General features: G+C 56.6%; 16 protein-coding genes and 1 pseudogene. 10 read left to right on the forward strand and 7 right to left on the reverse strand.

Translation table 11 applies throughout. The features are described 5' to 3' along the window. Positions 1-24 precede the first annotated feature (24 nt). The gene (locus GCU45_RS24335; protein WP_152401141.1) at positions 25-915 is read right to left on the reverse strand and encodes a LysR family transcriptional regulator; all 891 of its coding nucleotides are present in this window, start codon (positions 913-915) and stop codon (positions 25-27) included. A gap of 161 nt (positions 916-1,076) precedes the next feature. Here GCU45_RS24335 and GCU45_RS24340 point away from each other — a divergent pair, with 161 nt between their 5' ends. From GCU45_RS24340 to GCU45_RS24350, 3 genes are all read left to right on the forward strand, one after another. Then, positions 1,077-2,300, forward strand: coding sequence for an amidohydrolase (locus tag GCU45_RS24340; protein WP_208837066.1), 1,224 nt, complete (start codon positions 1,077-1,079; stop codon positions 2,298-2,300). 106 nt (positions 2,301-2,406) lie between these two features. Next, the gene (locus tag GCU45_RS24345; protein WP_152401145.1) at positions 2,407-3,630 is read left to right on the forward strand and encodes an amidohydrolase; all 1,224 of its coding nucleotides are present in this window, start codon (positions 2,407-2,409) and stop codon (positions 3,628-3,630) included. A 350-nt stretch (positions 3,631-3,980) separates the two neighbouring features. Further along, positions 3,981-4,745, forward strand: a complete 765-nt coding sequence (locus GCU45_RS24350; protein ID WP_152401147.1) for a class I SAM-dependent methyltransferase — start codon at positions 3,981-3,983, stop codon at positions 4,743-4,745. Between the two features lie 222 nt (positions 4,746-4,967). Here the strand turns inward: GCU45_RS24350 and GCU45_RS24355 are convergent, their stop codons facing one another. After that, the gene (locus GCU45_RS24355; RefSeq protein ID WP_152401148.1) at positions 4,968-5,987 is read right to left on the reverse strand and encodes an aldo/keto reductase; all 1,020 of its coding nucleotides are present in this window, start codon (positions 5,985-5,987) and stop codon (positions 4,968-4,970) included. A gap of 605 nt (positions 5,988-6,592) precedes the next feature. On the opposite strand from GCU45_RS24355, the gene sigZ reads away from it, so the two are divergent. The 6 genes and pseudogenes from sigZ (at position 6,593) to GCU45_RS24375 (ending at position 11,562) form a co-directional block, all read left to right on the forward strand. Then, positions 6,593-7,330 (forward strand): RNA polymerase sigma factor SigZ, encoded by a 738-nt coding sequence (gene sigZ, locus GCU45_RS24360; RefSeq protein ID WP_167527208.1) that lies wholly within the window; start codon positions 6,593-6,595, stop codon positions 7,328-7,330. A gap of 161 nt (positions 7,331-7,491) precedes the next feature. Beyond that, entirely contained in the window at positions 7,492-8,733 is a 1,242-nt protein-coding gene (locus GCU45_RS34275; protein WP_244364233.1) for a hypothetical protein, read from the forward strand. A gap of 3 nt (positions 8,734-8,736) precedes the next feature. After that, positions 8,737-8,943: pseudogene (locus GCU45_RS34430) on the forward strand (stalk domain-containing protein); the annotation flags it as partial. Positions 8,944-9,012: 69 nt separating this feature from the next. Further along, positions 9,013-9,474 (forward strand): hypothetical protein, encoded by a 462-nt coding sequence (locus GCU45_RS34285; RefSeq protein ID WP_244364235.1) that lies wholly within the window; start codon positions 9,013-9,015, stop codon positions 9,472-9,474. 183 nt (positions 9,475-9,657) lie between these two features. Beyond that, positions 9,658-10,269 (forward strand): TetR/AcrR family transcriptional regulator, encoded by a 612-nt coding sequence (locus tag GCU45_RS24370; RefSeq protein WP_152401151.1) that lies wholly within the window; start codon positions 9,658-9,660, stop codon positions 10,267-10,269. 84 nt (positions 10,270-10,353) lie between these two features. After that, positions 10,354-11,562, forward strand: coding sequence for an MFS transporter (locus tag GCU45_RS24375; protein WP_152401153.1), 1,209 nt, complete (start codon positions 10,354-10,356; stop codon positions 11,560-11,562). A gap of 210 nt (positions 11,563-11,772) precedes the next feature. On the opposite strand, the gene GCU45_RS24380 is transcribed toward GCU45_RS24375, so the two are convergent. From GCU45_RS24380 to GCU45_RS24400, 5 genes are all read right to left on the reverse strand, one after another. Continuing rightward, entirely contained in the window at positions 11,773-12,477 is a 705-nt protein-coding gene (locus GCU45_RS24380; RefSeq protein ID WP_244364237.1) for a rhamnogalacturonan acetylesterase, read from the reverse strand. Between the two features lie 101 nt (positions 12,478-12,578). Beyond that, on the reverse strand, positions 12,579-14,000 hold the full coding sequence (gene uxaC, locus GCU45_RS24385) for a glucuronate isomerase (protein ID WP_152401155.1): 1,422 nt from the start codon (positions 13,998-14,000) through the stop codon (positions 12,579-12,581). Positions 14,001-14,052: 52 nt separating this feature from the next. Beyond that, positions 14,053-15,540, reverse strand: coding sequence for a UxaA family hydrolase (locus GCU45_RS24390; protein WP_152401157.1), 1,488 nt, complete (start codon positions 15,538-15,540; stop codon positions 14,053-14,055). 11 nt (positions 15,541-15,551) lie between these two features. Further along, the gene (locus GCU45_RS24395; protein ID WP_152401161.1) at positions 15,552-16,961 is read right to left on the reverse strand and encodes a tagaturonate reductase; all 1,410 of its coding nucleotides are present in this window, start codon (positions 16,959-16,961) and stop codon (positions 15,552-15,554) included. Between the two features lie 120 nt (positions 16,962-17,081). Beyond that, positions 17,082-18,080 (reverse strand): LacI family DNA-binding transcriptional regulator, encoded by a 999-nt coding sequence (locus GCU45_RS24400; protein WP_152401163.1) that lies wholly within the window; start codon positions 18,078-18,080, stop codon positions 17,082-17,084. Positions 18,081-18,240: 160 nt separating this feature from the next. Here GCU45_RS24400 and GCU45_RS24405 point away from each other — a divergent pair, with 160 nt between their 5' ends. After that, positions 18,241-20,484 (forward strand): helix-turn-helix domain-containing protein, encoded by a 2,244-nt coding sequence (locus tag GCU45_RS24405; RefSeq protein ID WP_152401165.1) that lies wholly within the window; start codon positions 18,241-18,243, stop codon positions 20,482-20,484. Positions 20,485-20,529 lie beyond the last annotated feature (45 nt).

The raw sequence follows: 20,529 nt of genomic DNA on the forward strand, positions 1-20,529 counted from the left end.
TTGCAATCCTTTGTTTATACACTGTCATTCCCTTGATGCAGGCGGGGAGATCATGTCGATAAAATGCCGCGCCGCCTGGGACAGGTGGTGCTCTTTCAGCCAGATCAAAGCATACGGCGATGACAAGTCCGGGTCCGCGATTCTCGCAACCTTGACATCATGGCTGGCATGAAGCTTTACGATCGTCTCAGGGACGACCGCCGCCCCAAAGCCGCTCGACACCAAAGATAGCAGCAGGGGAATGTCCGAGCATTCGGCGATGATCCTGGGCTCAAAACGGTGCTTCGCGCAGGCCATCAGGACGGTGTAGTGGACGCCGAGTCCTTCCGTGCTCGGAAGGATCAGGGGGTAGTTTCGAATCTGCTCAAGCGGGATCTCCGGAGCAAGAGGCTCAGGGATAAGCTGCCTGGATGCCATCAGATAAAAGGGCTCTGTATTCAAATGAAGCACCGAGAACTCGTCCAGCGCAAGCGGAAGGCGGATGATCGCAAGCTCAAGCACCCTGCTCTTGACCATGCTGCACAGCTGGGCGGATTCGTTCTGCTGGATTTTGTAGGTGACCTGCGGATAGTTCTCCTTGAACCGCATCAGCGTATCGGGGAGGTCCACCGACGACAGGGTGTTGATGCCGATGCGGAGCACCCCTTTAAAGCCGCTGCCGATCTCCTGAACCTCGGTCTTTGCTTCGTCCATCAGCTGCAGCAGCTTCAGGGCGTAGCTGTATAGTGCCTTGCCCGCTTCGGTAAGCTCCAGATGCTTGCCACTCCGCTCCACAAGAGCCGATCCAAGCTCGTCCTCCAGTGCTTTTAACTGCTGGCTCAGCGGAGGCTGCGACATGTGCAGCCTTCGGGCTGCGGCAGAAATCTGCTTTTCCTCTACGATGATCGTAAAATACCTCAGCTGTCTGACATCCATGGGTCATCCCTCCAGTCAATTCTGCTCAATGTATATATAAAACCTTTGTATTTCAAATATTATAAATATTTTTCATATATCAAATCCCATGTTAGCATACGGGATATGAGGCAGGGAAGTCTGCGCTTCTATCGAAGGACCACCAAAGGAGGAAGGGCTTGATGGAACATTCATCATTATGGCTGACCCATGTCCGGCTGGAGACCGGCTGGCGTTACGAAGGAGACGCCGTCAGCGGCACGGAAACCGCATTGTACCATATCCGCATTTCGGAGGGGAGCATCGCCGAAATCCGGCCGGCGGATACGCTGCCGGAGGACGGCTTCCCCCAAACGGACATGGGCGGGGCTTTGATGCTTCCGGCGATGCGGGACATGCATATTCATTTGGACAAAACGTATTACGGCGGCCCATGGAAAGCACCGGGACCTGCGCCCAAAGGCATCTTTTCCCGGATCGAGGAGGAGGAGGCGCTGCTGCCCAAGCTGCTGCCGACGGCGCAGCACCGAGCGGAGCGGCTTATCGAGCTGCTGCTTGCGTCCGGGACGACGCATTTTCGCACCCACTGCAATATCGATCCGGTTGTCGGGCTGAACAATCTGGAAGCGACGCTGCGTGCGGCCGAGACCTATAAGGACCGCGCCACCTTCGAGATCGTGGCGTTTCCGCAGCACGGGCTGCTGCGCAGCCAAGCGGCCGGCCTGGTGCGGGAGGCGCTGCGCAGCGGGGCTTCCCTGGCAGGCGGCGTCGATCCGGCCACGGTGGACGGCGACATCGAGAAGTCGCTGAACACGATGATGGAGCTTGCCGTAGAGGCGGACGCCGGGGTCGACCTGCATCTGCACGATCCGGGCCACCTGGGCGTGTTTACGATCCAGCGCCTCGCGGATCTGACCGAGCAGGCCGGATGGCAGGGCAGAGTCACGGTCAGCCACGCCCTGGCGCTGGCGGACATTCCGCCGGAGGAGGCGGCTGCGGTAGCCGCCCGGATGGCGGGCCTTGGCATCTCGGTCACGTCGTCCGTACCGCTCGGGCGGACGATTCCGATCCCGATGCTGGCGAAGCAGGGGGTTCGGGTGGAGCTGGGGCATGACAGCATCACCGATCATTGGTCCCCGTTCGGCAAAGGGGACAGCCTGGAGAAGGCCGGAACGCTTGCCGAGCGTTTCGGCTGGGGCAGTGAGGCGGCGCTTGGCGCCAGCCTCGGCTTTGTGACCGGCGGACGGACCCCGCTGGACGGGGAAGGCCGCCGGGTGTGGCCGATGCCGGGGGACGAGGCCAGCGCCGTCTTTGTGGACGCCAGCTGCTCGGCGGAAGCCGTGGCAAGGCGGGCAGCGCGGAAAGCTCTTCTGCATCGGGGCAAGCCCGTTTTCGGTATGAAATAGACATGAGGGCATAACTTCTTTTGAATTTCTTTTACCCCATAGAATGAACTAAATACAATGTGAAACTTTTAGTTCAATCTATAGAATAGAAAGGATGTTGATATCGATGCAATCAACTCTTTGGCTAACCAATGTCCGCCTGGAGAGCGGACTCCAAACCGACAACGGCGTGGTGACCGGTACGGAAACAGAGCTGTGCCATCTCCTGATCCGGGACGGCAAGATCGCGAATAAAATTCCGGCGAATCAGGCGATTACGGACGATCTGCCGCGACTGGACGCCAAGTCGAATCTGGCGCTTCCTTCTTTTATCGAGAAGCACTGCCATCTGGACAAGACGCTGCTCGGTTCCAAGTGGCGGCCGGTTACGCCGGCAAAGCATATTTTTGACCGGCTGGATGAGGAAAAGCGCCTGCATGCGGAGCATGCCGTTTCCATCGCCGAGCGGGCCTCCCTGTATCTGGAGACGGCATTGCGATCCGGAGTCACTCACGTCCGGACCCATGTGGACATTTACCCGGAGGCCGGCCTCAAGCAAATGGAAGAGGTACAGAAGGCGCTGCAGGCGTTTGAAGGCAAGCTGACGTATGAAATCGTCGCTTTTCCGCAGCAGGGGCTTCTGCGCTCGCAGTCTGCCGAGCTGGTGCGGGAAGCGCTGCGCAGCGGGGCGTCGCTCGTCGGCGGGGTCGATCCGGCGACGGTCGACGGGGATGTGGAACAATCCCTGCGGACGATGGTGGAGCTTGCGGCCTCCGAAGGCGCGGGGATCGACCTGCATCTGCACGACCCGGATCATCTCGGGTTGTTTACGCTGAAGCGTCTGGCCAGCCTCACCCGGGATGCCGGTCTGGCGGGCAAGGTCGCTGTCAGCCATGCGTTCTGCCTCGGCGACATTCCCGCCGGGCAGGCCGAAGCGGCCGCAGACATGCTGGCGGAAGCCGGGATCGGCATCATCACGAGCGTGCCGATGAACCGCAAGTTTCCGCCCGTACGCCTGCTGCAAGGCAGGGGCGTATCCGTGTCGGTCGGCTGCGACAACGTCTTTGACGTATGGTCGCCGTTTGGCACCGGCGACATTCTTGAGCGCGCCGGCCGCCTGGCCGAAATCTCCGGCTGGGTGAACGAGCAGGCGCTCGCGCAGGGCCTGCAGTACATCACGGGCGGAGTTACGCCGCTTGATGCCGAAGGCCGCCAGGCTTGGCCGCGGATCGGCGACGAGGCGAGCCTTGCGCTGGTCGACGCGTCGTGCTCGGCCGAAGCGGTCGCCCGCAAATCACCCCGGGTGGCTACATTGTTCCGGGGGAGCGTCGTAGCCGGAGCGCTGGACTGAAGCAGTAGGTCGGGCCGGTCCTTGCCGTGTCGCTGGACTAACTGAAGCCAACTAGACAGCCGGGCTCTCCGGGCCGGGGGACAAACAAGAAAGCCGTCAGCCTCTGTTATGCAGGGTTGACGGCTTTTTTGTGCTTGCGGTTGGCGCTTGAAGGGATCTGCCAACAGTGAGATGACTTCGCTTATCTAAATTAGGTCTTGCAACAAAACGCAGGGTTTTCTATAATCAAGACAGTAATTAATGGAACTGTGTTTCATTCTGTGAAACATATCATCGAGAAAGTACAGCAGGATGCAGGTTCGTGATTCGATGCGAGGGCATGATCTAACGATGCTAAAGGAGCGTGAAGCATGATGAGCAGTGACAGCAAGGCAAGATTTTCAAACCGGGTGGAGAACTACGTCAAGTACCGCCCAAGCTACCCTGCGGAGGCGGTGGATTACCTCTATTCCGTAGTCGGCATGACGGCCGATTCGGTGGTTGCCGATATCGGCGCGGGTACGGGCATTTTCTCCAAGCTGCTGCTGGAGCGGGGCAGCAAGGTTATCGCCGTAGAGCCCAACGCAGCCATGCGGGAAGCGGCGGAGCAAGAGCTCGGCGGGTCGTCGAATTACCGCTCGCACGCCAGCGCTGCCGAAGATACCGGGCTGCCTGCGGACGCGGTCGATTTCATCGTTTGCGCCCAATCGTTTCATTGGTTTGACCGTCCGGCCGCGCAGGCGGAGTTTCACCGGATCCTGAAGCCCGGCGGCAAAGCCGTCCTGATCTGGAACTCCCGGCTCACGAGCGGTACGCCTTTTCTGGAGGGATACGAGCAGCTGCTGAAGCAGTTCAGTAAGGATTATGAGAAAATGACCCACAAAAACATTTCCGGAGCGCAGCTGCAGCCATTTTTCCGGGATGGGAATATGCATACCGCCGTATTTGCCAACCGCCAGCTGTTTAATGTGGAGGAGCTGATCGGCAGGGCTATGTCGTCTTCCTATGTGCCGGCCGAGGGCGAGCCGAACCATGAGCGCATGAAGCAGGGACTGCAGGAGCTGTTTGAGCGGACCCAGGTGGACGGAATGGTCAGCTTCGATTACGAAACGGAATTGTACTGGGGTGAAGTGTAGCATACGATCGATCCAGTCCGGAAATGTGAAATGCCGCGGGTACCTGGCTAACTGCAGGGCTCCGCGGCTTTTTGCTATATTTAGAGGCTGTTCAAGATCATGAGAAATTAATAAATATCTTAGTCAGGCTGAACCATTTCTGCTTGCAGGAAAGTCTCCCGCTGAACGCGAACGCGTGCCCGCCTCATGTAAACCCAGCTCGATGGCATATGGCTCAAAGCCTCAAGGATGCTTACGGATAATCGAATCATCCTCTTCCATAAAGGGCCACGCCGGATATTCAATCGGCAGCCGGCTCACCTCATCCAGACGGGCCAGCTCGTCATCTGTCAGCACGATGCCGCTGGCTTCGAGGTTATCCTGCAGCTGATCTGGGCGCTTGGCGCCGACGATTACGCTGGTTACCGCCGGCTGGTTCAGCACCCAGGCGAGGGCGATGCGGGCCACGGTGGACTCACGATTCTTTGCGATGTCCTCCAGCACGTCGATGATGGAGTACGCCTTTTCCAGATCTACCGGTGGAAAAGCAAACTTGGTGTGCCGGTCCTCGCTGTTTCCGGTACGCGTGCGCGCGTATTTACCGGACAGGAAGCCGCCGGCAAGCGGGCTCCATACGAGCAGTCCCATGTTCTGATCCTTCAGGACAGGAATGATCTCCCTTTCGATGTCACGGCCGGCCAGCGAATAGTAGGACTGGCTGCTTTTGAAGGCGTGCAGGCCGAGTTCCCTGGAAATGCCCCGGGCTTTCATCAGCTCCCAGCCGGTCATATTGGAAGAGCCAATGTAGCGGACTTTGCCGCTGCTGACCAGGTCGTCCAGTGCCCGTAGCGTTTCTTCCCAATCGGTCAGCTGGTCCGGGTTATGGATTTGATACAGGTCGATGTAGTCCGTGCCGAGCCGTTTCAGGCTTTCTTCAACCTGGCGCATGATATGCAGTCTGGACAAACCGAGGTCGTTCGGGCCACTGCCCGTACGCCCCCTCACCTTGGTGGCAATAATGACGTCCTGCCGCTTCGCCCCAAGCGCTTTGCCGAGAATTTCCTCTGAGCGTCCGCCGGCGTAAATGTTGGAGGTATCAAAAAAGTTGACCCCAGCGTCGAGCGCCTGCCACACAAGCTGTGCAGCGTCCTGCTCTCCCAGTCCGCCGAAAACGCCCCATTGTCCGCCGCCGCCAAAGGTCATGGCTCCCAGCCCGATCTCCGATACCAGCACGCCTGTATTTCCCAACAAATTGTATTTCATTTTTTATCCCTCCAGGTTTTGTTTTAAGAGATCAAAATGATAAGCTTCAGTGGTCATACCATCTTGATCTCGCAAGAAAAACTTCCACCAAACGCGTTCTTTCTTTTGCAAACGCGGTCTGTCTTCTGAGATGTACGTCGGTAGATGTTTTTGTTAAGAGATTAGAAATGATAAACCTCTGAGGCCAAGCATCCTGATCTCGCAAGGAAAACTTCCACCAAACGCGGTCTGTCTTTTACGAATGTACGTCGATGAATGTTTTTGTTAAGAGATCAGAATGTAAGCTTCAGTGGCCAAACATCCTGATCTCGCAAGAAAAACTTCCGCTAAACGCGGTCTGTCTTCTGTGAATGTACGTCGATGAATGTTTTTGTTAAGAGATCAGAATGTAAGCTTCAGTGGCCAAACATCCTGATCTCGCAAGAAAAACTTCCGCTAAAGGCGGTCTGTCTTCTCAGATGTACGTCGATGAATGTTTTTGTTATATTGATGGAGACGGGGAAACCCGATCAAAGACGCAAAAGTGCGGGAATTTTTTAAAAAATTTATATTCAACGCAGGATAAATATAAAAAAGCCGTGTACTACGGGGAAGGAGATGTCATAATGCAGGATAGACCAGCACAGGAAAAGGGATATGAACCGAAGCAGGTACACACAGCCGTGAACCATTCCGTGATGACGGAAGATCAGGCCGGATATACGGATGCTGCAGGATGGAAGGCCAATGGCTGCCGGCCGGCGATCACGCCGGAAATGCTGTGGGATCAATATCACGAGCCGATTTCCGCTTTCGTCGCGCGCCGAACGAATCGCCACCCCGATACCGAAGACATCGTGCAGACGGTATTCATGAAGGCTTACCTGCACCTGCCGGAACTGCAGGACCTGGATCGGCTTCGGGCCTGGCTGTATCAGATTGCCCGGAATGCGGTGACAGATCACTTCCGTAAGGAGAGACGGTTGGATGAACTTCCGGAGCAGCTGCCAAGCATGGTAGAAGAGGAAGGCGAAGTTTTCTCGCAGGAGGCGATCTGCGGGATGAAAGGCGTCATTCCCTACCTGCCGGATAAGTACCGGGAGGCCGTCGAGCTCTCCGAACTGAAGGGGATGTCGCAGAAGGAACTGAGCGAGCGGCTCGGCATTTCTTATTCGGGCGCCAAATCCAGGGTCCAGCGGGGTCGGGAAATGGTGCGGGAGCTGATGAACAGCTGCTGCACGATCCGGACTGACAAGTACGGCAGCATCATCGATTACCGCGTGAACCTGCCCAAGCCGGTCGTCTACGGAAGGGTTGCCAAGAAGCCGGCACGGCGAAAAGCATCGACCCGGGCGGAGCGTTAACGTATTTGAGTGGGTCAGCGAATGTTGTTATTCCTTTCATTTGTAAGGAACACGTCACAATAATGAGTGGCGTGTTTTTTGATTTGAAGGGATATTTTACCATGGTGTCGAATCATACAAGGATTTGCCTAAATATGACATGACAAAGAGGGGTTATGAACTTGAACGTAACATGGAAAAGAAGGCTGTCCACGATTGCGCTAGGTGCCTTAATGATGGGTGCCGTCCCGACTTTCGGCCATCAGACGGCTTTTGCCGACGGGGCTCAGCAGTTGCAGATTAAAGACATCGCCGGCAAAAATACGTATCTGATGAGTGACGGCTCGATGTGGTCTATGGTCGACGGAAACCGGACCATCTATACGAAAGGCTCGGTCGAAGAGATTTCGGGGAACACGTACGAAGGCTTGGGCATTACGCGTGACGGCCGGTTGGTTGAATGGGATATCGGCATGAAGCCGCATGTGGTTGAGGGGAAAAGCGGAATCAAGCAGGTGTCCGGGCCATACCGGCTTCAGGCCGATGGTACCGTCTGGGACGGTGACAGCAAGCTGAAGAATCTTAGCGGAATAACGCTGATTGGCTACGGGGAACAGGATTTTGCCGCGTTGACCCAGAGCGGAGAGCTGTTGTTCAAGGATCCGTACAAGACCGATCAATACAAAAAAGTCGGAACCGTAAACAATGCCGCATCGGTCAAGTCGATGGCCGTGCATGATGACCGCGTCGCTCTGCTGTACACAGGTGGAGAAGTCGTGGTCTATCAAATGTCGAACTTTGACGACAATGGCCGGGTTATCCCGGTAACCATCGCTACTGATGCGATACATATTTCTTATGTTTCCGCAGAACCAACCGACGTGCTGATCGTGACTCGCAAGGATGGAACCGTATGGCAGACGGGAGAATACTCCAACCGCTGGAAGCTGACCACACAGGTTCAGGGGCTGAGCAACGTGGTTAAGACGGCGGTAGATGCGTATAAGGATGACTTGGCCGAAGGCATTTACGCGCAGCGTACCGACGGGACATGGGTCATCAGCAAGGACGGCGAGGTCCAGCCGGTGGAGGTGCCTGCCGTTAAGGCGGTGTCCATGTCCGTATCCGATAAGAAGCCGTATGTTGGCGATACGGTACAGGTCGATATTCAAGAGACGTATACCAACGGGGCCAAGCTGAAGGTGCCTCTGAAGGAAGCGCAGCTTGAGATGGACAAGCCTTACCTGCTGAAAGTGCAGCCTGACGGCAAGCTGAAAGCGGCCGGTGTAGGCGAGACGAAGCTGACGGTGACTTCTGGCAGCGTCTCCTCCAGCGTGACGGTGACAGTCAGCCTCCGCGATCCGTTGAAATATGCCAAACAGGTCAAGGGAACCGTATATCTTCCAGCCAAGACGTTGTTCTAGGCGCTGGGAGGTACGGCTGAGGTATCGGGCGGAAATTGGAACGCTGCTCTCGGGGATGCGAAGCTGTCATTTAAGGCCGGCAGTCAGGCAGCCCAATTTAACGGCAGTAATCTGACATTAAAAGCATCGCCAATCATCGACAAAGGCGAAACGTACATCCCTGCCTCCCTGCTTGCCGATACGCTGGGGGCCAAGGTAACCTGGGATGCCAAATGGCGGCAGGCCGAAGTTGCAATCGGTCAGGGCAAGATGACGATCGTCTCCCAAGACACTGCGGGCTTGATCAAGAAAGCAATGCAGGGCAGTCTGGCCAAATTCATCGGGAAAACGTATTGGGTGAACGACTTTGATGGCTGGGAACGGTTCTCCAAAGTCACGGTGACGGATGTTCTTCCCACGGACACCGGAAGCTTTGTCGTCGTTTTTAAATCGGCTGCTGGAAAAACGCTGAAGAGCTACGCCATGAATACGTCGGAAGTGACGCAGTTGTTTGCCGATTCGACCTACTTTTTGAAATATGATCCCTATACGAAGTATAAATGGTCATCTTCGGTCTGGAGCCAGATTAAGGCGGGCAATGTAACGCTCGGTATGACCAAGGAGCAGGTGCTGCTGTCCTGGGGAAATCCCGCCGCCAAGGATATCCAGTCCGTGAACGGAACGAAAATCGAGACCTGGGGCTGGTCCAATTACGATGTTGTCTCTTTCATTGATGGCAAGGTTACATTAATAATCATGTAACGGCAGGCATAGCAATCATATGAGCCGCCAGACCATTTACGCAAACCGGCACCGGGTATACCCCGGTGACCGGTTTTTTTAGATCGTGTCACAGGAAAAATAAACTGCGGCTTGCCATGAAAAAAATGCCGTGCTACAATACTGACTGAACGTTCGGTATATATATGTATTGGAGTGAGCGTCATGAACCAGAAGCAGCTGCAAAGCGAACAGACCAAGAGGAAGATTGCAGATGCCGCCCGCGCGCTGTTTATTCAAAAGGGATATAAGGCGACTTCGATCGAAGATATCGTGGCCGCGACCGGGAGCAGCAAAGGCAACATCTACTATCACTTCAAGAGCAAAGAAGGATTATTCCTTCACCTGCTCGAAGAATGGGACCGCGAATGGGAACTGAACTGGGAGCAAAACGAGCACTTGTATAAGACCACTACCGAGAAGCTGTATGCTGTGGCGGAACAGTTGGCGGCTGACGACTTGAACCATCCGCTCACGAAGGCAGCCGATGAATTTTTTCATAACGAAGAAAAGACATCCGAAGTGGAATCCCGTATGGCCGAGATGAAGGTCAAGCATTTGGCGTTTAATCAGAACCTGCTGCAGGAAGGAATTGACCGCGGCGAATTCATGCCGGGGGATGCGGAGCGGCTCGCTGCCGTGCTGGAGGCGATCTTTTTCGGCGCCAATCAGCTGTCGCGCAGATTAAACCCTGAGAAGACGACCCTGCTGTACTGGGATGCCGTCACTGTTTTTTTGAACGGAGTGGCGACGGATAAGCAAGCAAAAGAACGATAGCGGAGAATGGTCTTCGTTATCTCACGCCATAATACATAACGAACGTTCAGTATACATGCTGAATTTGCTTACGGAGGCTTTTTTATGTCGCTGCTAGTTAGAAACCGGGGAGCTATTCTGCTCCTCATGCTCAACAACTTCATTATTTTTACGGGCATTGGACTTATCATTCCAATTATGCCGAGTTATATGAATCTGCTGCACATTAACGGAAGCGTGCTGGGCCTGCTGGTCGCGGCCTTTTCCATTACGCAGCTCGTCTTTTCGCCGATCGCCGGAAGGCTGTCGGACTCCATCGGCCGCAAAAAGGTCATCCTGGCCGGACTGCTGCTGTTCGCCGTGTCGGAATGGTTGTTTGGCGCTTCCAGCACGCTGCCATTTCTGTTCCTGGCGAGAATGCTGGGCGGGGTGAGTGCGGCTCTGGTTATGCCGGCCGTCATGGCCTATACCGCTGACGTCACAAGCGAGGAAGAGCGCGGGAAAGGGATGGGCTTCATCAACGCTGCCATTACGACCGGTTTTATCATCGGACCCGGCATCGGCGGCTATCTTGCCGAATATGGCATTCGGGTTCCTTTCTACGCTGCCGCGGTCGGCGGGCTGCTGGCCATGGCGGTTACCGCGTTCTTCCTGCGGGAGGTGCCGAAGGCGGCACAGACCAGCGACGGATCGGATAGCAAGATGGCACCGGCCGGATTGCTGCGCCAGCTCGCAGGTGCCTACCGGGCCCCTTATTTTATCAGTCTGATCGTCGTGTTTGTCGCTTCGTTCGGACTTGCCAATTTCGAGACGGTGTTTGGGCTGTTTGTCGATCATAAATTCGGCTTTACGCCTAAGGATATCGCCTTTATCATTACGTTCGGCTCGGTCTGCGGGGCGGTGGTGCAGATAACCATCTTCGGCTGGATCCTGAACCGGTTCGGAGAGAAAAGAGTCATCACGCTCAGCATTTTCGTATCAATCCTCTTTATTATTTTCACGCTGCTTGTGCATACGTTCTGGCTTATGGTCGCCGTGACCTTCGTTCTGTTTCTGGCGATGGATATTTTGCGCCCGGCCATCGGGACGCAGATGTCCAAGTTTGCCAATGAGGAGCAGGGTTATGTGGCGGGGCTGAACTCCGCGTTTACGAGCCTTGGCAACATTATCGGCCCGATCATTGCGGGGGCGCTGTTTGACATGAATGTGAATTATCCGTACATTCTCGCGAGCATCGTGCTGGTGTTTGGATTCCTGCTGTCCTTCAAGTCCCGGGAAACGCAGTATGAGATGGAGTCCAGATCGGTGCGTTAATTCAGAAACAGGTTAGAATGATGAATAAATAAATACCGGAATATTATGATGAAAAATCCTCCGAGCCCTATGGGCCCGGAGGATTCTTTTTGCGTCTATTAGCGGAATAAAGCCGCAAGTCATGGCCATGGTCCCTGTGAATCCGCGACGGCTTTAAGCTTGCGGACAGACAACGGCCATCATAAGCAGGCAAGGCAGCCACTCGCCGCATCAGCTTGTCGGGGCAAGGTTGCGCAGCAGCGGGTGCAGTCCGGGCAGCGATTCGCACTGCCGGATCGCTTCCGCTGCCAGTGCGGCGATTTCCCGGGCACCCCGATCCGAGAAGTGCGTGTCGTCGGCGATCCCATCGGGATAATTGGGATGGGACCCGGCGGGCAGATGCATAAACAGATGCTTCGTCTCCTCCTGGCCCATCCGGAGATACAGCTGCTGGGAAGCCGCGAACAGGTCAAGCAGCGGCGCGCCGGCCTCCCGGGCGGTTTCGCGCATCGCCTCGGGGTAAGGACCGACAGCGTCGGGATCCGGCAATCCTTCCGCCGTAAAACGGCGGCGGCTGACCGAAGTCAACAGCACGGGGATGGCGCCGCGCGAGCGGGCCGATTCGATAAACCGCTTCAGGTTGGCGCGGTATTCCCCGCCGGGAGCAGGATCCGCGAAGCGCGACGGATCTTCCTGCTTCTGATCGTTGTGGCCGAACTGGATGAACACGTAGTCGCCGGGCTGAAGCTCGTTCTCCACGGCGGCCCAGCGGCCTTCGGCGATAAAAGAGCGGGTGCTGCGCCCGTTGATCGCCCGGTTGTCTACCCGGATCGCCGGATCCAGGTGCTGCTGGAGGTATTCGCCCCAGCCGGTCATGGGCTTCTCGATGGCGCCCTTCAGGGCGGCCGTGGAATCGCCGACGATATACAGCGTCATGGTCATAGAACGGAGTCCTCCCTTTCTTTTACCAGAGACCAAAAAGTGGCCTGGCGGCAGGCTTGGGGTGGTTATCGTTCAGCATTGCCTCACGCTCATGCCTAGGAACGAAGCGCTTCGGGAATGCCAAGCTCTTTGAAGCCGAAATACCGCTCCGCGTTGCCGTAGGCGATATCTTCCACGATTTGTCCGAGCAGCGCCTCATCGTCAGGCGCTTCCCCGCGCTCGGCCCACTCGCCGATCAGCTCGCACAGCACGCGGCGGAAGTATTCGTGCCGGGTATAGGAAAGGAAGCTGCGGGAGTCGGTCAGCATGCCGACGAAGTTGGCCAGCAGGCTGTTGTCGGCGAGCAGGGTGAGCTGATGACGCATGCCGCTGCGCGTGTCGTTGTACCACCATCCGGAACCGAGCTGGAATTTGCCGGCCGTTTCCTTTTGATAGCAGCCCATCAGGGTCAGCAGGACGGGATAGTCGTTCGGGTTGAGCGAATACAGAATCGTCTTCGGCAGGCCCTGGCCGCATTCGGCACGGTCGAGCAGCCGGGACAGCGGGCCGGCCAGCGGCAGGTCGTTCAGGGCGTCATACCCGGTGTCAGGCCCCAGACGCTTGAACATCGGCGTATTGTTGTTGCGGAAGGCATGGATATGCAGCTGCATCGTCCAGTTTTTGCTGTGGTACAGTCCGATCAGCGCGCTCAGCAGTTCCGTGCGGTAAACGGTGATTTCCTCCAGGGAGAGCGTCTCGCCGGCCACCCTTTTCGCAAAAATCCGCTCCAGCTCTTCGGCGCTGCCCTCCTGATAGCGCAGCACATCGATCGCATGGTCCGAGAGGCGGCAGTCCTGCTCATGGAAAAAGTCGATCCGCTGCTTCAGAGCATCCAGCAGTTCGGCATACGTCGTGACCTGCTGGCCTGCGGCTTGCGCAAGGCGCTCCAGCCAATCGGTAAAACCGGGAGCGTCGATGTTCAGCGCCTTATCGGGGCGGAAGGCCGGGAACACGCGGAAGCCGGTGTCCTCTTTATTCAGCAGCTGGTGATATTCCAGCGAATCGGTCGGATCATCGGTCGTGCAGACGACCTTGACGCCCGAATTCTTGATGATATTCCGCCGCCTGAAATCGTCCGTCGCCAGTTTGGCGTTCACCTGTTCCCAAATCCGCGGGGCGGATTCTTCGTTCAGCAGTTCGGTAATGCCAAAAAAGCGGCGCAGCTCCAGATGGGTCCAGCTGTACAGGGGATTGCCTGCCGTTTTCGGGACAGTCCGGGCCCATGCCAGAAACTTGTCGTAATCGGAAGCGTCACCGGTAATATGGGATTCCGGGATGCCGTTCGCCCGCATTAACCGCCATTTGTAATGGTCCCCGGCGAGCCAGGCTTCGGTCAGGTTGCGGAAGTTCTGGTTGTCATAGATTTCCTTGGGATCGAGGTGGCAGTGATAGTCGATGATCGGCATGTCTTTGGCATGCTGATGAAACAGCTTGCGGGCGGTATCGGTCGTCAGCAGAAAATCGTCGTTCAAGAACATGGTCCACAGCTCCTTTGGATAAAATCGAAATGGATTTAAGAGTCCAGCGACATCACAGGGTAACCCCGGTTTTAAAAATGGCCAGCTCCCGTACGTCGTTTTGCTCGTTCCGCGTTTGTTGGCCGCTCGCTACCTGGATCAGGTAGGCGATGAATTCCTCCAGCACTTCCTGCATCGGACGGTCCAGCAGCGACCCGGCGTTAAAATCCATCCAGTGCTTTTTCTTGTTGTAAAGGTCATGGTTGGTGGCGATTTTGACGGTCGGGACAAAGCTGCCGAACGGCGTGCCCCGTCCGGTCGTGAACAGCACGAGCTGGCAGTCCGCGGCGGCGAGTGCGGAGGACGCAACCAGATCGTTGCCCGGCGCCTGCAGCAGGCTGAGGCCCTTCTTGCGCAGCTTCTCGCCGTACTGCAGCACGTCGACGACCGGGGCGGTGCCGGCCTTCTGCGTACAGCCGAGCGATTTGTCCTCCAGCGTGCTGATGCCGCCGGCCTTGTTGCCGGGAGAAGGATTCTCGTAGACCGGCTCCCCGTAGGACATGAAATACTGCTTGAAGTCGTTGATCAGCGAGGTGATGCTTTCGAATACCTCGCGGCTCTCGGCGCGGGCCATCAGCATGCGCTCGGCGCCGAACATCTCCGGCACCTCGGTCAGGATCGTGGATCCGCCCTGCGAGATGAGAAAATCGGAGAAGGCACCGAGCAGCGGGTTAGCCGTAATGCCGGAGAAGCCGTCGGAGCCGCCGCATTTGAGGCCGACGTTCAGCTCGCTGAGCGGGATCGGCTCGCGCTTGTCGAGGCTTGCGGCTTCATACAGCTCTTCGAGCAGGGCCATGCCGGCTTCAACCTCGTCGCCAACCTCCTGCGCCACGAGGAATTTGACGCGGGACTCGTCGTAGTCTCCTAGCAGCTCACGGAACTCGGTGACGATGTTGTTCTCGCACCCGAGACCGAATACGAGCACGCCGCCGGCATTGGGATGATGGACCGCGTCCAGCAGGATGCTGCGGGTCTGGCGGTGGTCGTCGCCCAGCTGTGAGCAGCCGTACGGGTGCTTCAGGATCGTGACGTTGTCAAAGGGACCGAGGTCCGGGTGAACGGCTTTGAATTCCTGCAGGATCAGCTCGGCCACGCCGTTCACGCAGCCGACGGTCGGAACGATGTACAGGTCGTTGCGGATCCCTGCCTTGCCATTAGCCCGCCGGTATCCTTCAAAAGTGAGGCCCCGGTTCGGGTAGGAAATCGGGTGAAGGTCCGGCTGATATTCGTATTCCTCCTCACCGTCCAGGTTGGTCCGGAGGTTATGCGTATGCACCCAATCGCCAGGAGCGATCGCGGAAACCGCATGGCCGATCGGATACCCGTATTTGATCACCATATCGCCCGGGGGAATCGCCGTCAGGGCGATTTTGTGGCCCTGCGGGATCTCCTGGAGTGCCTCGAGCTTCACGCCGTCCACTTCCAGCGGTTCCCCGGCCTGAATCGGCCGGAGGGCAACGGCGACGCTGTCCCGCGGGTTCAGTTTCATCAATGATTTCATGTCAATCCTCCTCAGGTCAGTTGATGGAGCGAGGCCCGGACGCCTTCGCGTTCCAGCAGGCCGATATGCTCCTCAAGCAGCGCTTTAAGACCCGGAACTGCCGTTAAATCCATGCCCCACAGCCGTTCTTCCTTCAGAATGCCGGTAACGAACGATTCCGGGTCGATCCAGTTCCGGTCAAATGCCTCCAGCACTTCCGGCACATCGCGGCGGGCGACCTGGTCGCCGCGGTAGGTCAGGAGGAGTGCGGCGAAGGAGAGGACGAGCAGGCGGGGAAGCTTCCCCTGGGCCTGCTGGTAACGGATCAGCACCGGCAGCAGGCGTGCCGTGAATTTCGAAATGCTGTTCAGCGAAATCGATGCCAGCTCATGCCGGATCAGCGGGTTGTTGAACCGCTCGCGGATAGCCGCCGCGTATTCGAGCAGCTCGGCCCGCGGCAGCTTCAGCACCGGCAGGATTTCGTCTTCCATCAGCTCCTCGACGAAGCGGCCCAAATCGCTATCCTTCATCACGTCCTCGACCGTTTCAAGTCCGGCAAGGAGGCCCAGGGGCACCATAGCCGTATGCGGGCCGTTGAGAAGGTGAACCTTGCGCTCGCGGTAAGGCGACAGGTCATCCGTGACGATGACGTTCAGCCCGGCTTCGGCAAGAGGGAGCTTCTCCCGCTGCCACGCCGGCCCTTCGATCACCCACAGATGATAGGGCTCGGCACTGACCATGAAGGGGTCTTCATAGCCGAGCTTCTGCTCCAGGTCGTCCGCCTGATCCCGCGGGTACCCCGGAACGATGCGGTCGACCAGGCAGGAGCAGAACGTGTTGGCTTCCGTAACCCAGGCGGCAAATGCATCGCCAAGCTGCCAATCGGCGGCATGCTGCAGCACGAAGCGGCGCAGCTTCTCGCCGCTGTCCTCGATCAGCTCGCAGGGGAGGATGATAAAGCCGGCTTTGCCGAGCTGGAACCGCCTGTAGAGCAGCTCCGTCAATTTGGCGGGAAAGCTGGAATGCGGAGCGTCCTCCCGGCGCAGGCCGGCCTCATACACAATGCCGGCTTCGGTCGTGTTGGAGGTAATGAACTCGAGTTCGTCCTGTTCGGCCAGTTTCAAGTAGGCCTCATAATCCGTGTAGGGATTGATGACCCGGCTGACGGTGGCGATAACTTCGCTTGAGTTGACCAGCTGTCCTTGAAGCCGCCCTTTAAGCAGCACGGTGTACAATCCGTCCTGCTCCATGAGCGCAGTGCTTTTGCCGTGTGCGGTCGGCTGCACGACGACGGCGCTTCCGTTAAATAATCCCTTCAAATTCATCTGCTGCATCTGCCAGTTCACGAAAGCCCGCATAAAGTTGCCGCCGCCAAACTGGATCATGCGCTCGGGCAGGGCGGGGAGTTCGGGAAACAGGCTGCGGGAAAGACGTGATGTCATACGTATTTCAAGCCTCCTTTAGAGATGATAAACATTATGCACACGTTAACATTTTGGTGTAAAAAAATCATGTTTGAAATGACGGCCTCGAAAAAATCGAGGGCATTACAGCTGCCCCTCCTATGTGACAGCCGCAACACTTTGCCGCACGATCAGCTCCGTCTGGACAAACAGCTGTTCCGGCGCCGAGTCCGGCTGCTCGAGCCGCTCGATCAGCTTGGTGGTGCCGAGCTTGCTGATATCGGCAATCGGCTTGCGGATCGTTGTCAGCGGCGGGTACGTATACTGCGAGAACAAAATATCGTCGAACCCGATCAGCGACAGCTGTCCGGGAAGCGCGACGCCCCGCGCGTAACAGGCATTCAGCGCGCCGATGGCCATATCGTCGTTCGAGCAGAAGACCAGGGTCGGCGGATCGGACAGGGAGAGCAGCGACATCATGGCGTTATAGCCGCTTTCGACCCCGTAGTCCCCGGCGGTGAAATAGTCCGGAACCAGCGGGAGGCGGTGGGAGATCAGACTGTCCATAAATCCCTGCTTCCGCTCCGTTGTCGACTTGAAGCCGGCCTTGCCTTCAATGATGGCGATCTTCCGGTGACCGAGGCCGATGCCGTAATCCAGCGCCTCCCGGACGCCTTCGCGGTCATTGGCGACCACGTTCAGAATGCCGGGGTCATCCAGCTGGCGGTTCAGGACGACGAAGGGGATGCCGGTCTGCTTCAGGTGATAAATGAAAGCATTGTCCGCTTCGCTCTGGCTCATGACGAGCACGCCGTCGAAACGCCTTGGCGTTATAGCATCATAGTGCCGGATGCTGTCGATCCCATGGACCGTCAGGCTGTAGTTCTCGTCGAGCACCTGATGAATGCCCTTGATGGCGTCCACGAGAAAGCTGGCCGAAGTTCCCTGGTCGATGCTGGAGAAGAACAGGCCGATCGTGTAGGACTTCTTCATCACCAGGCTCTTGGCGCTGTAATTGGGAATGTAGTTAAGTTCGGCGGCGATGCGTTCAATGCGGTCGCGGGTTTCCTTCTTGATGAGCGGGTTGCCGTTCAGCGCCCTGGAAACGGTCGTATGCGATACCCCCGCAACGCGCGCGATGTCTTTAATCGTAATCATATGACCTCGTGACATGAAATATTTGTTAACGGTTTCAGTTTAAGTTCAGACAGGGTTCAAGTCAATATGATTCCGGAAAAATGCACACGTGAATCATATTGTCAACCCAATCATGAAAACGCTATAATTGGAAACAAGAACGGGCTAAAGGAGCATCACAATGAAAAAAGGCCGCATGTTTTATAAAACGTTTATTCCCATTCTGGTCCTTGGGATCGGACTGGTCGTCAGTTTTGGCAGCTACATTTATATCAATACGACCCACTCGGTGATCGACCGGGTGGCGGGCAGCAAGCAGAGCTTTATTACCCAGACCAAAAATTCGCTTGAGCAGAAAATCCAGACAATCGAATACGCCTTTAATACATATAGCACGACGAGCTCGTTTGATGCCGTCGTAAAAAGGCCGATCACGGAACAGGATTTCGAAGAATACCGGAACGTCAATACACAGCTGAACTATATCGCCACGATGGGACTGGAAGGGACCGAGTATTCGCTCATCAGCCTCGTACAGAATTGGCAGATTACGAGCGGAAAGCTGTCCTATTTGACGGATGCCGACCGGCGCAAGCTGTACGAGGCCTACATCGATAACAAAGACAAAGGGCTGTTCTGGATCAAAACGGATGACGGCATCCGTTTCGTGAACACGCTGCCGGTCTTTTCCAAGCAAAAGCAGGCGATCGCCCTTTCGGATATTTCCCGGTCCACGCTCGACCGGATCCTGAAGACCGAGGACAATGCACCGGTCATCATTTTAAACAAGCAGGGAGAGCTGATGTACGAGACCGATCCCGACAAGCAGCTGCTGTCCGCTGACCAGCTTGGACGCATCGTCCAGTCGGCCGGGGAAGATCATCGTGCCGGCAGGCTGAAGGTGACCGCATCCGGGCGCCAGTCGGCCGAAGCGATCTATGCCAAATCCAGCTACAACAATTGGATCTATGTGACGCTGCTGGATCAGAAGGAAATTTCCGGCGCGCTCAAGACGACCAAATACGGAATCATGCTGATGGTGGCTGTCATTACGCTGCTGATCATCGTGGTGGCTTACGGCATCTCCGTTTATTTCACGAAGCCGATCCGTCAAATCCAGCGCAGCCTGCCGCGCAGCTCCCATTTGCCGTATAAGAACGAAATCGAAGGCATCCTTCATTCCATCGACACGATCGTCACCGAGAAGGAAAACCTGGAGAGCATGATGGAAGCCGAATTGCCCCAGCTGGAAACGCAGCTGATCCTGAACCTGTTCCGGAACCGGGTGTCCCCGGAGGAACTGGAGCGGATGCTGCCGCGGTTCGGTTATCCGGAACTGACGCAGCCGTCGTTCGTCGCGATGCTGATCCAGATGGACAGTTACGGCGGCCGGGAGGCGTCGGACCGGGATATGCTGCTGCTCGCCATCAACAAAATGGTCGAGGAAGTCGTGCCGAAGGAAGGGCGCATGCTGCCGATTATTTTAAACGACAACACGCAGGCGACCATCCTGACGTTTACAGACCAGGAGGAGCAGGATATTCGCAGGCAGGTGCTCTCCTTTTCGAAAACGATTATGATGACGGCGCGCGACTATTTGAACTGCTCCGTCAGCTTTGGCATCAGCAAGACGTACCGGCATCTGTGGGAGAGCAAGGAGGCTTGCGAAATGAGCAAGCAGGCGCTCCGGCACCGGCTCAATCTGGGCAAAGAATCGATCATCTTCTATGAAGACATCGAGACGGTCGTCTCGGGACCGGTGCTTCTGCATTATCCGACGGAGCTGGAAACCCAACTGTTCGACGCGATCCGGCTGGGCGACGAAGAGCAGGTTCCCCGGGCGCTGTATCCGCTGCTGGCCGAGATGATGAAGAAGAACAAAAACTCGATGAATTTTGAAGTGGCCCTGGTGCGTTTCGTCAATAATCTAATCCAGCTGGAGCAGCTGCTCGGCGTGGAGGTGCTGCTGACGCAGGATAATCACGCGCTATACCACCGCCTGCTCGATATTCGCAACCCGGAAGAGATCGAGCGGATCCTCGTGGAGGAGGTCATCTCGCCGATGGTGCGCAGCATGAAGGAGAAGACCAACCGCCAGTTCCGCTCCCTCGCCGAGAAGATCGCCACGATCGTCCGCACGGAGTACGACCAGGAATTGTCCCTGGAATGGATCAGCGACCGGCTTCATTATAATCCGAACTATTTAAGCAGCATTTTTAAAAAGGAGTTTGGCATGACGTTCAGCGAATACCTGATGAATTACCGGCTGGAGATGGCCAAGAAATGGCTGGTTGAAACGGACATGACAATCAAGGAAATCGCCGAGCGGCTCCAGTACCACAATCCGCAAAACTTCATCCGGTCCTTCCGCAAGAAGGAACTCGTGACGCCGGGAAATTACCGCAAAGTCAAACAGGCTCAGTAAAAAAACAAAGTCTTGTAATTCCGTCCGGGCTGCTTTCTTGAGCGG

The organism is Paenibacillus cellulositrophicus (assembly GCF_009363095.1).
GTDB lineage: Bacteria > Bacillota > Bacilli > Paenibacillales > Paenibacillaceae > Paenibacillus_AQ > Paenibacillus_AQ favisporus.

Bases quoted from the DNA above. Each gene is read 5' to 3' on its own strand.
- GCU45_RS24380 (WP_244364237.1), bottom strand. From the start codon at position 12,477: ATGACGCTGTATATCGTCGGCGATTCCACGGCCGCCCTGAAGGGCGCC.
- uxaC (WP_152401155.1), bottom strand. From the start codon at position 14,000: ATGTTCTTGAACGACGATTTTCTGCTGACGACCGATACCGCCCGCAAG.
- GCU45_RS24395 (WP_152401161.1), bottom strand. From the start codon at position 16,961: ATGACATCACGTCTTTCCCGCAGCCTGTTTCCCGAACTCCCCGCCCTG.
- GCU45_RS24355 (WP_152401148.1), bottom strand. From the start codon at position 5,987: ATGAAATACAATTTGTTGGGAAATACAGGCGTGCTGGTATCGGAGATC.
- GCU45_RS24340 (WP_208837066.1), top strand. From the start codon at position 1,077: ATGGAACATTCATCATTATGGCTGACCCATGTCCGGCTGGAGACCGGC.
- GCU45_RS24350 (WP_152401147.1), top strand. From the start codon at position 3,981: ATGATGAGCAGTGACAGCAAGGCAAGATTTTCAAACCGGGTGGAGAAC.
- GCU45_RS24345 (WP_152401145.1), top strand. From the start codon at position 2,407: ATGCAATCAACTCTTTGGCTAACCAATGTCCGCCTGGAGAGCGGACTC.
- sigZ (WP_167527208.1), top strand. From the start codon at position 6,593: ATGCAGGATAGACCAGCACAGGAAAAGGGATATGAACCGAAGCAGGTA.
- GCU45_RS24400 (WP_152401163.1), bottom strand. From the start codon at position 18,080: ATGATTACGATTAAAGACATCGCGCGCGTTGCGGGGGTATCGCATACG.
- GCU45_RS24335 (WP_152401141.1), bottom strand. From the start codon at position 915: ATGGATGTCAGACAGCTGAGGTATTTTACGATCATCGTAGAGGAAAAG.
- GCU45_RS24405 (WP_152401165.1), top strand. From the start codon at position 18,241: ATGAAAAAAGGCCGCATGTTTTATAAAACGTTTATTCCCATTCTGGTC.
- GCU45_RS24370 (WP_152401151.1), top strand. From the start codon at position 9,658: ATGAACCAGAAGCAGCTGCAAAGCGAACAGACCAAGAGGAAGATTGCA.
- GCU45_RS24390 (WP_152401157.1), bottom strand. From the start codon at position 15,540: ATGAAATCATTGATGAAACTGAACCCGCGGGACAGCGTCGCCGTTGCC.
- GCU45_RS24375 (WP_152401153.1), top strand. From the start codon at position 10,354: ATGTCGCTGCTAGTTAGAAACCGGGGAGCTATTCTGCTCCTCATGCTC.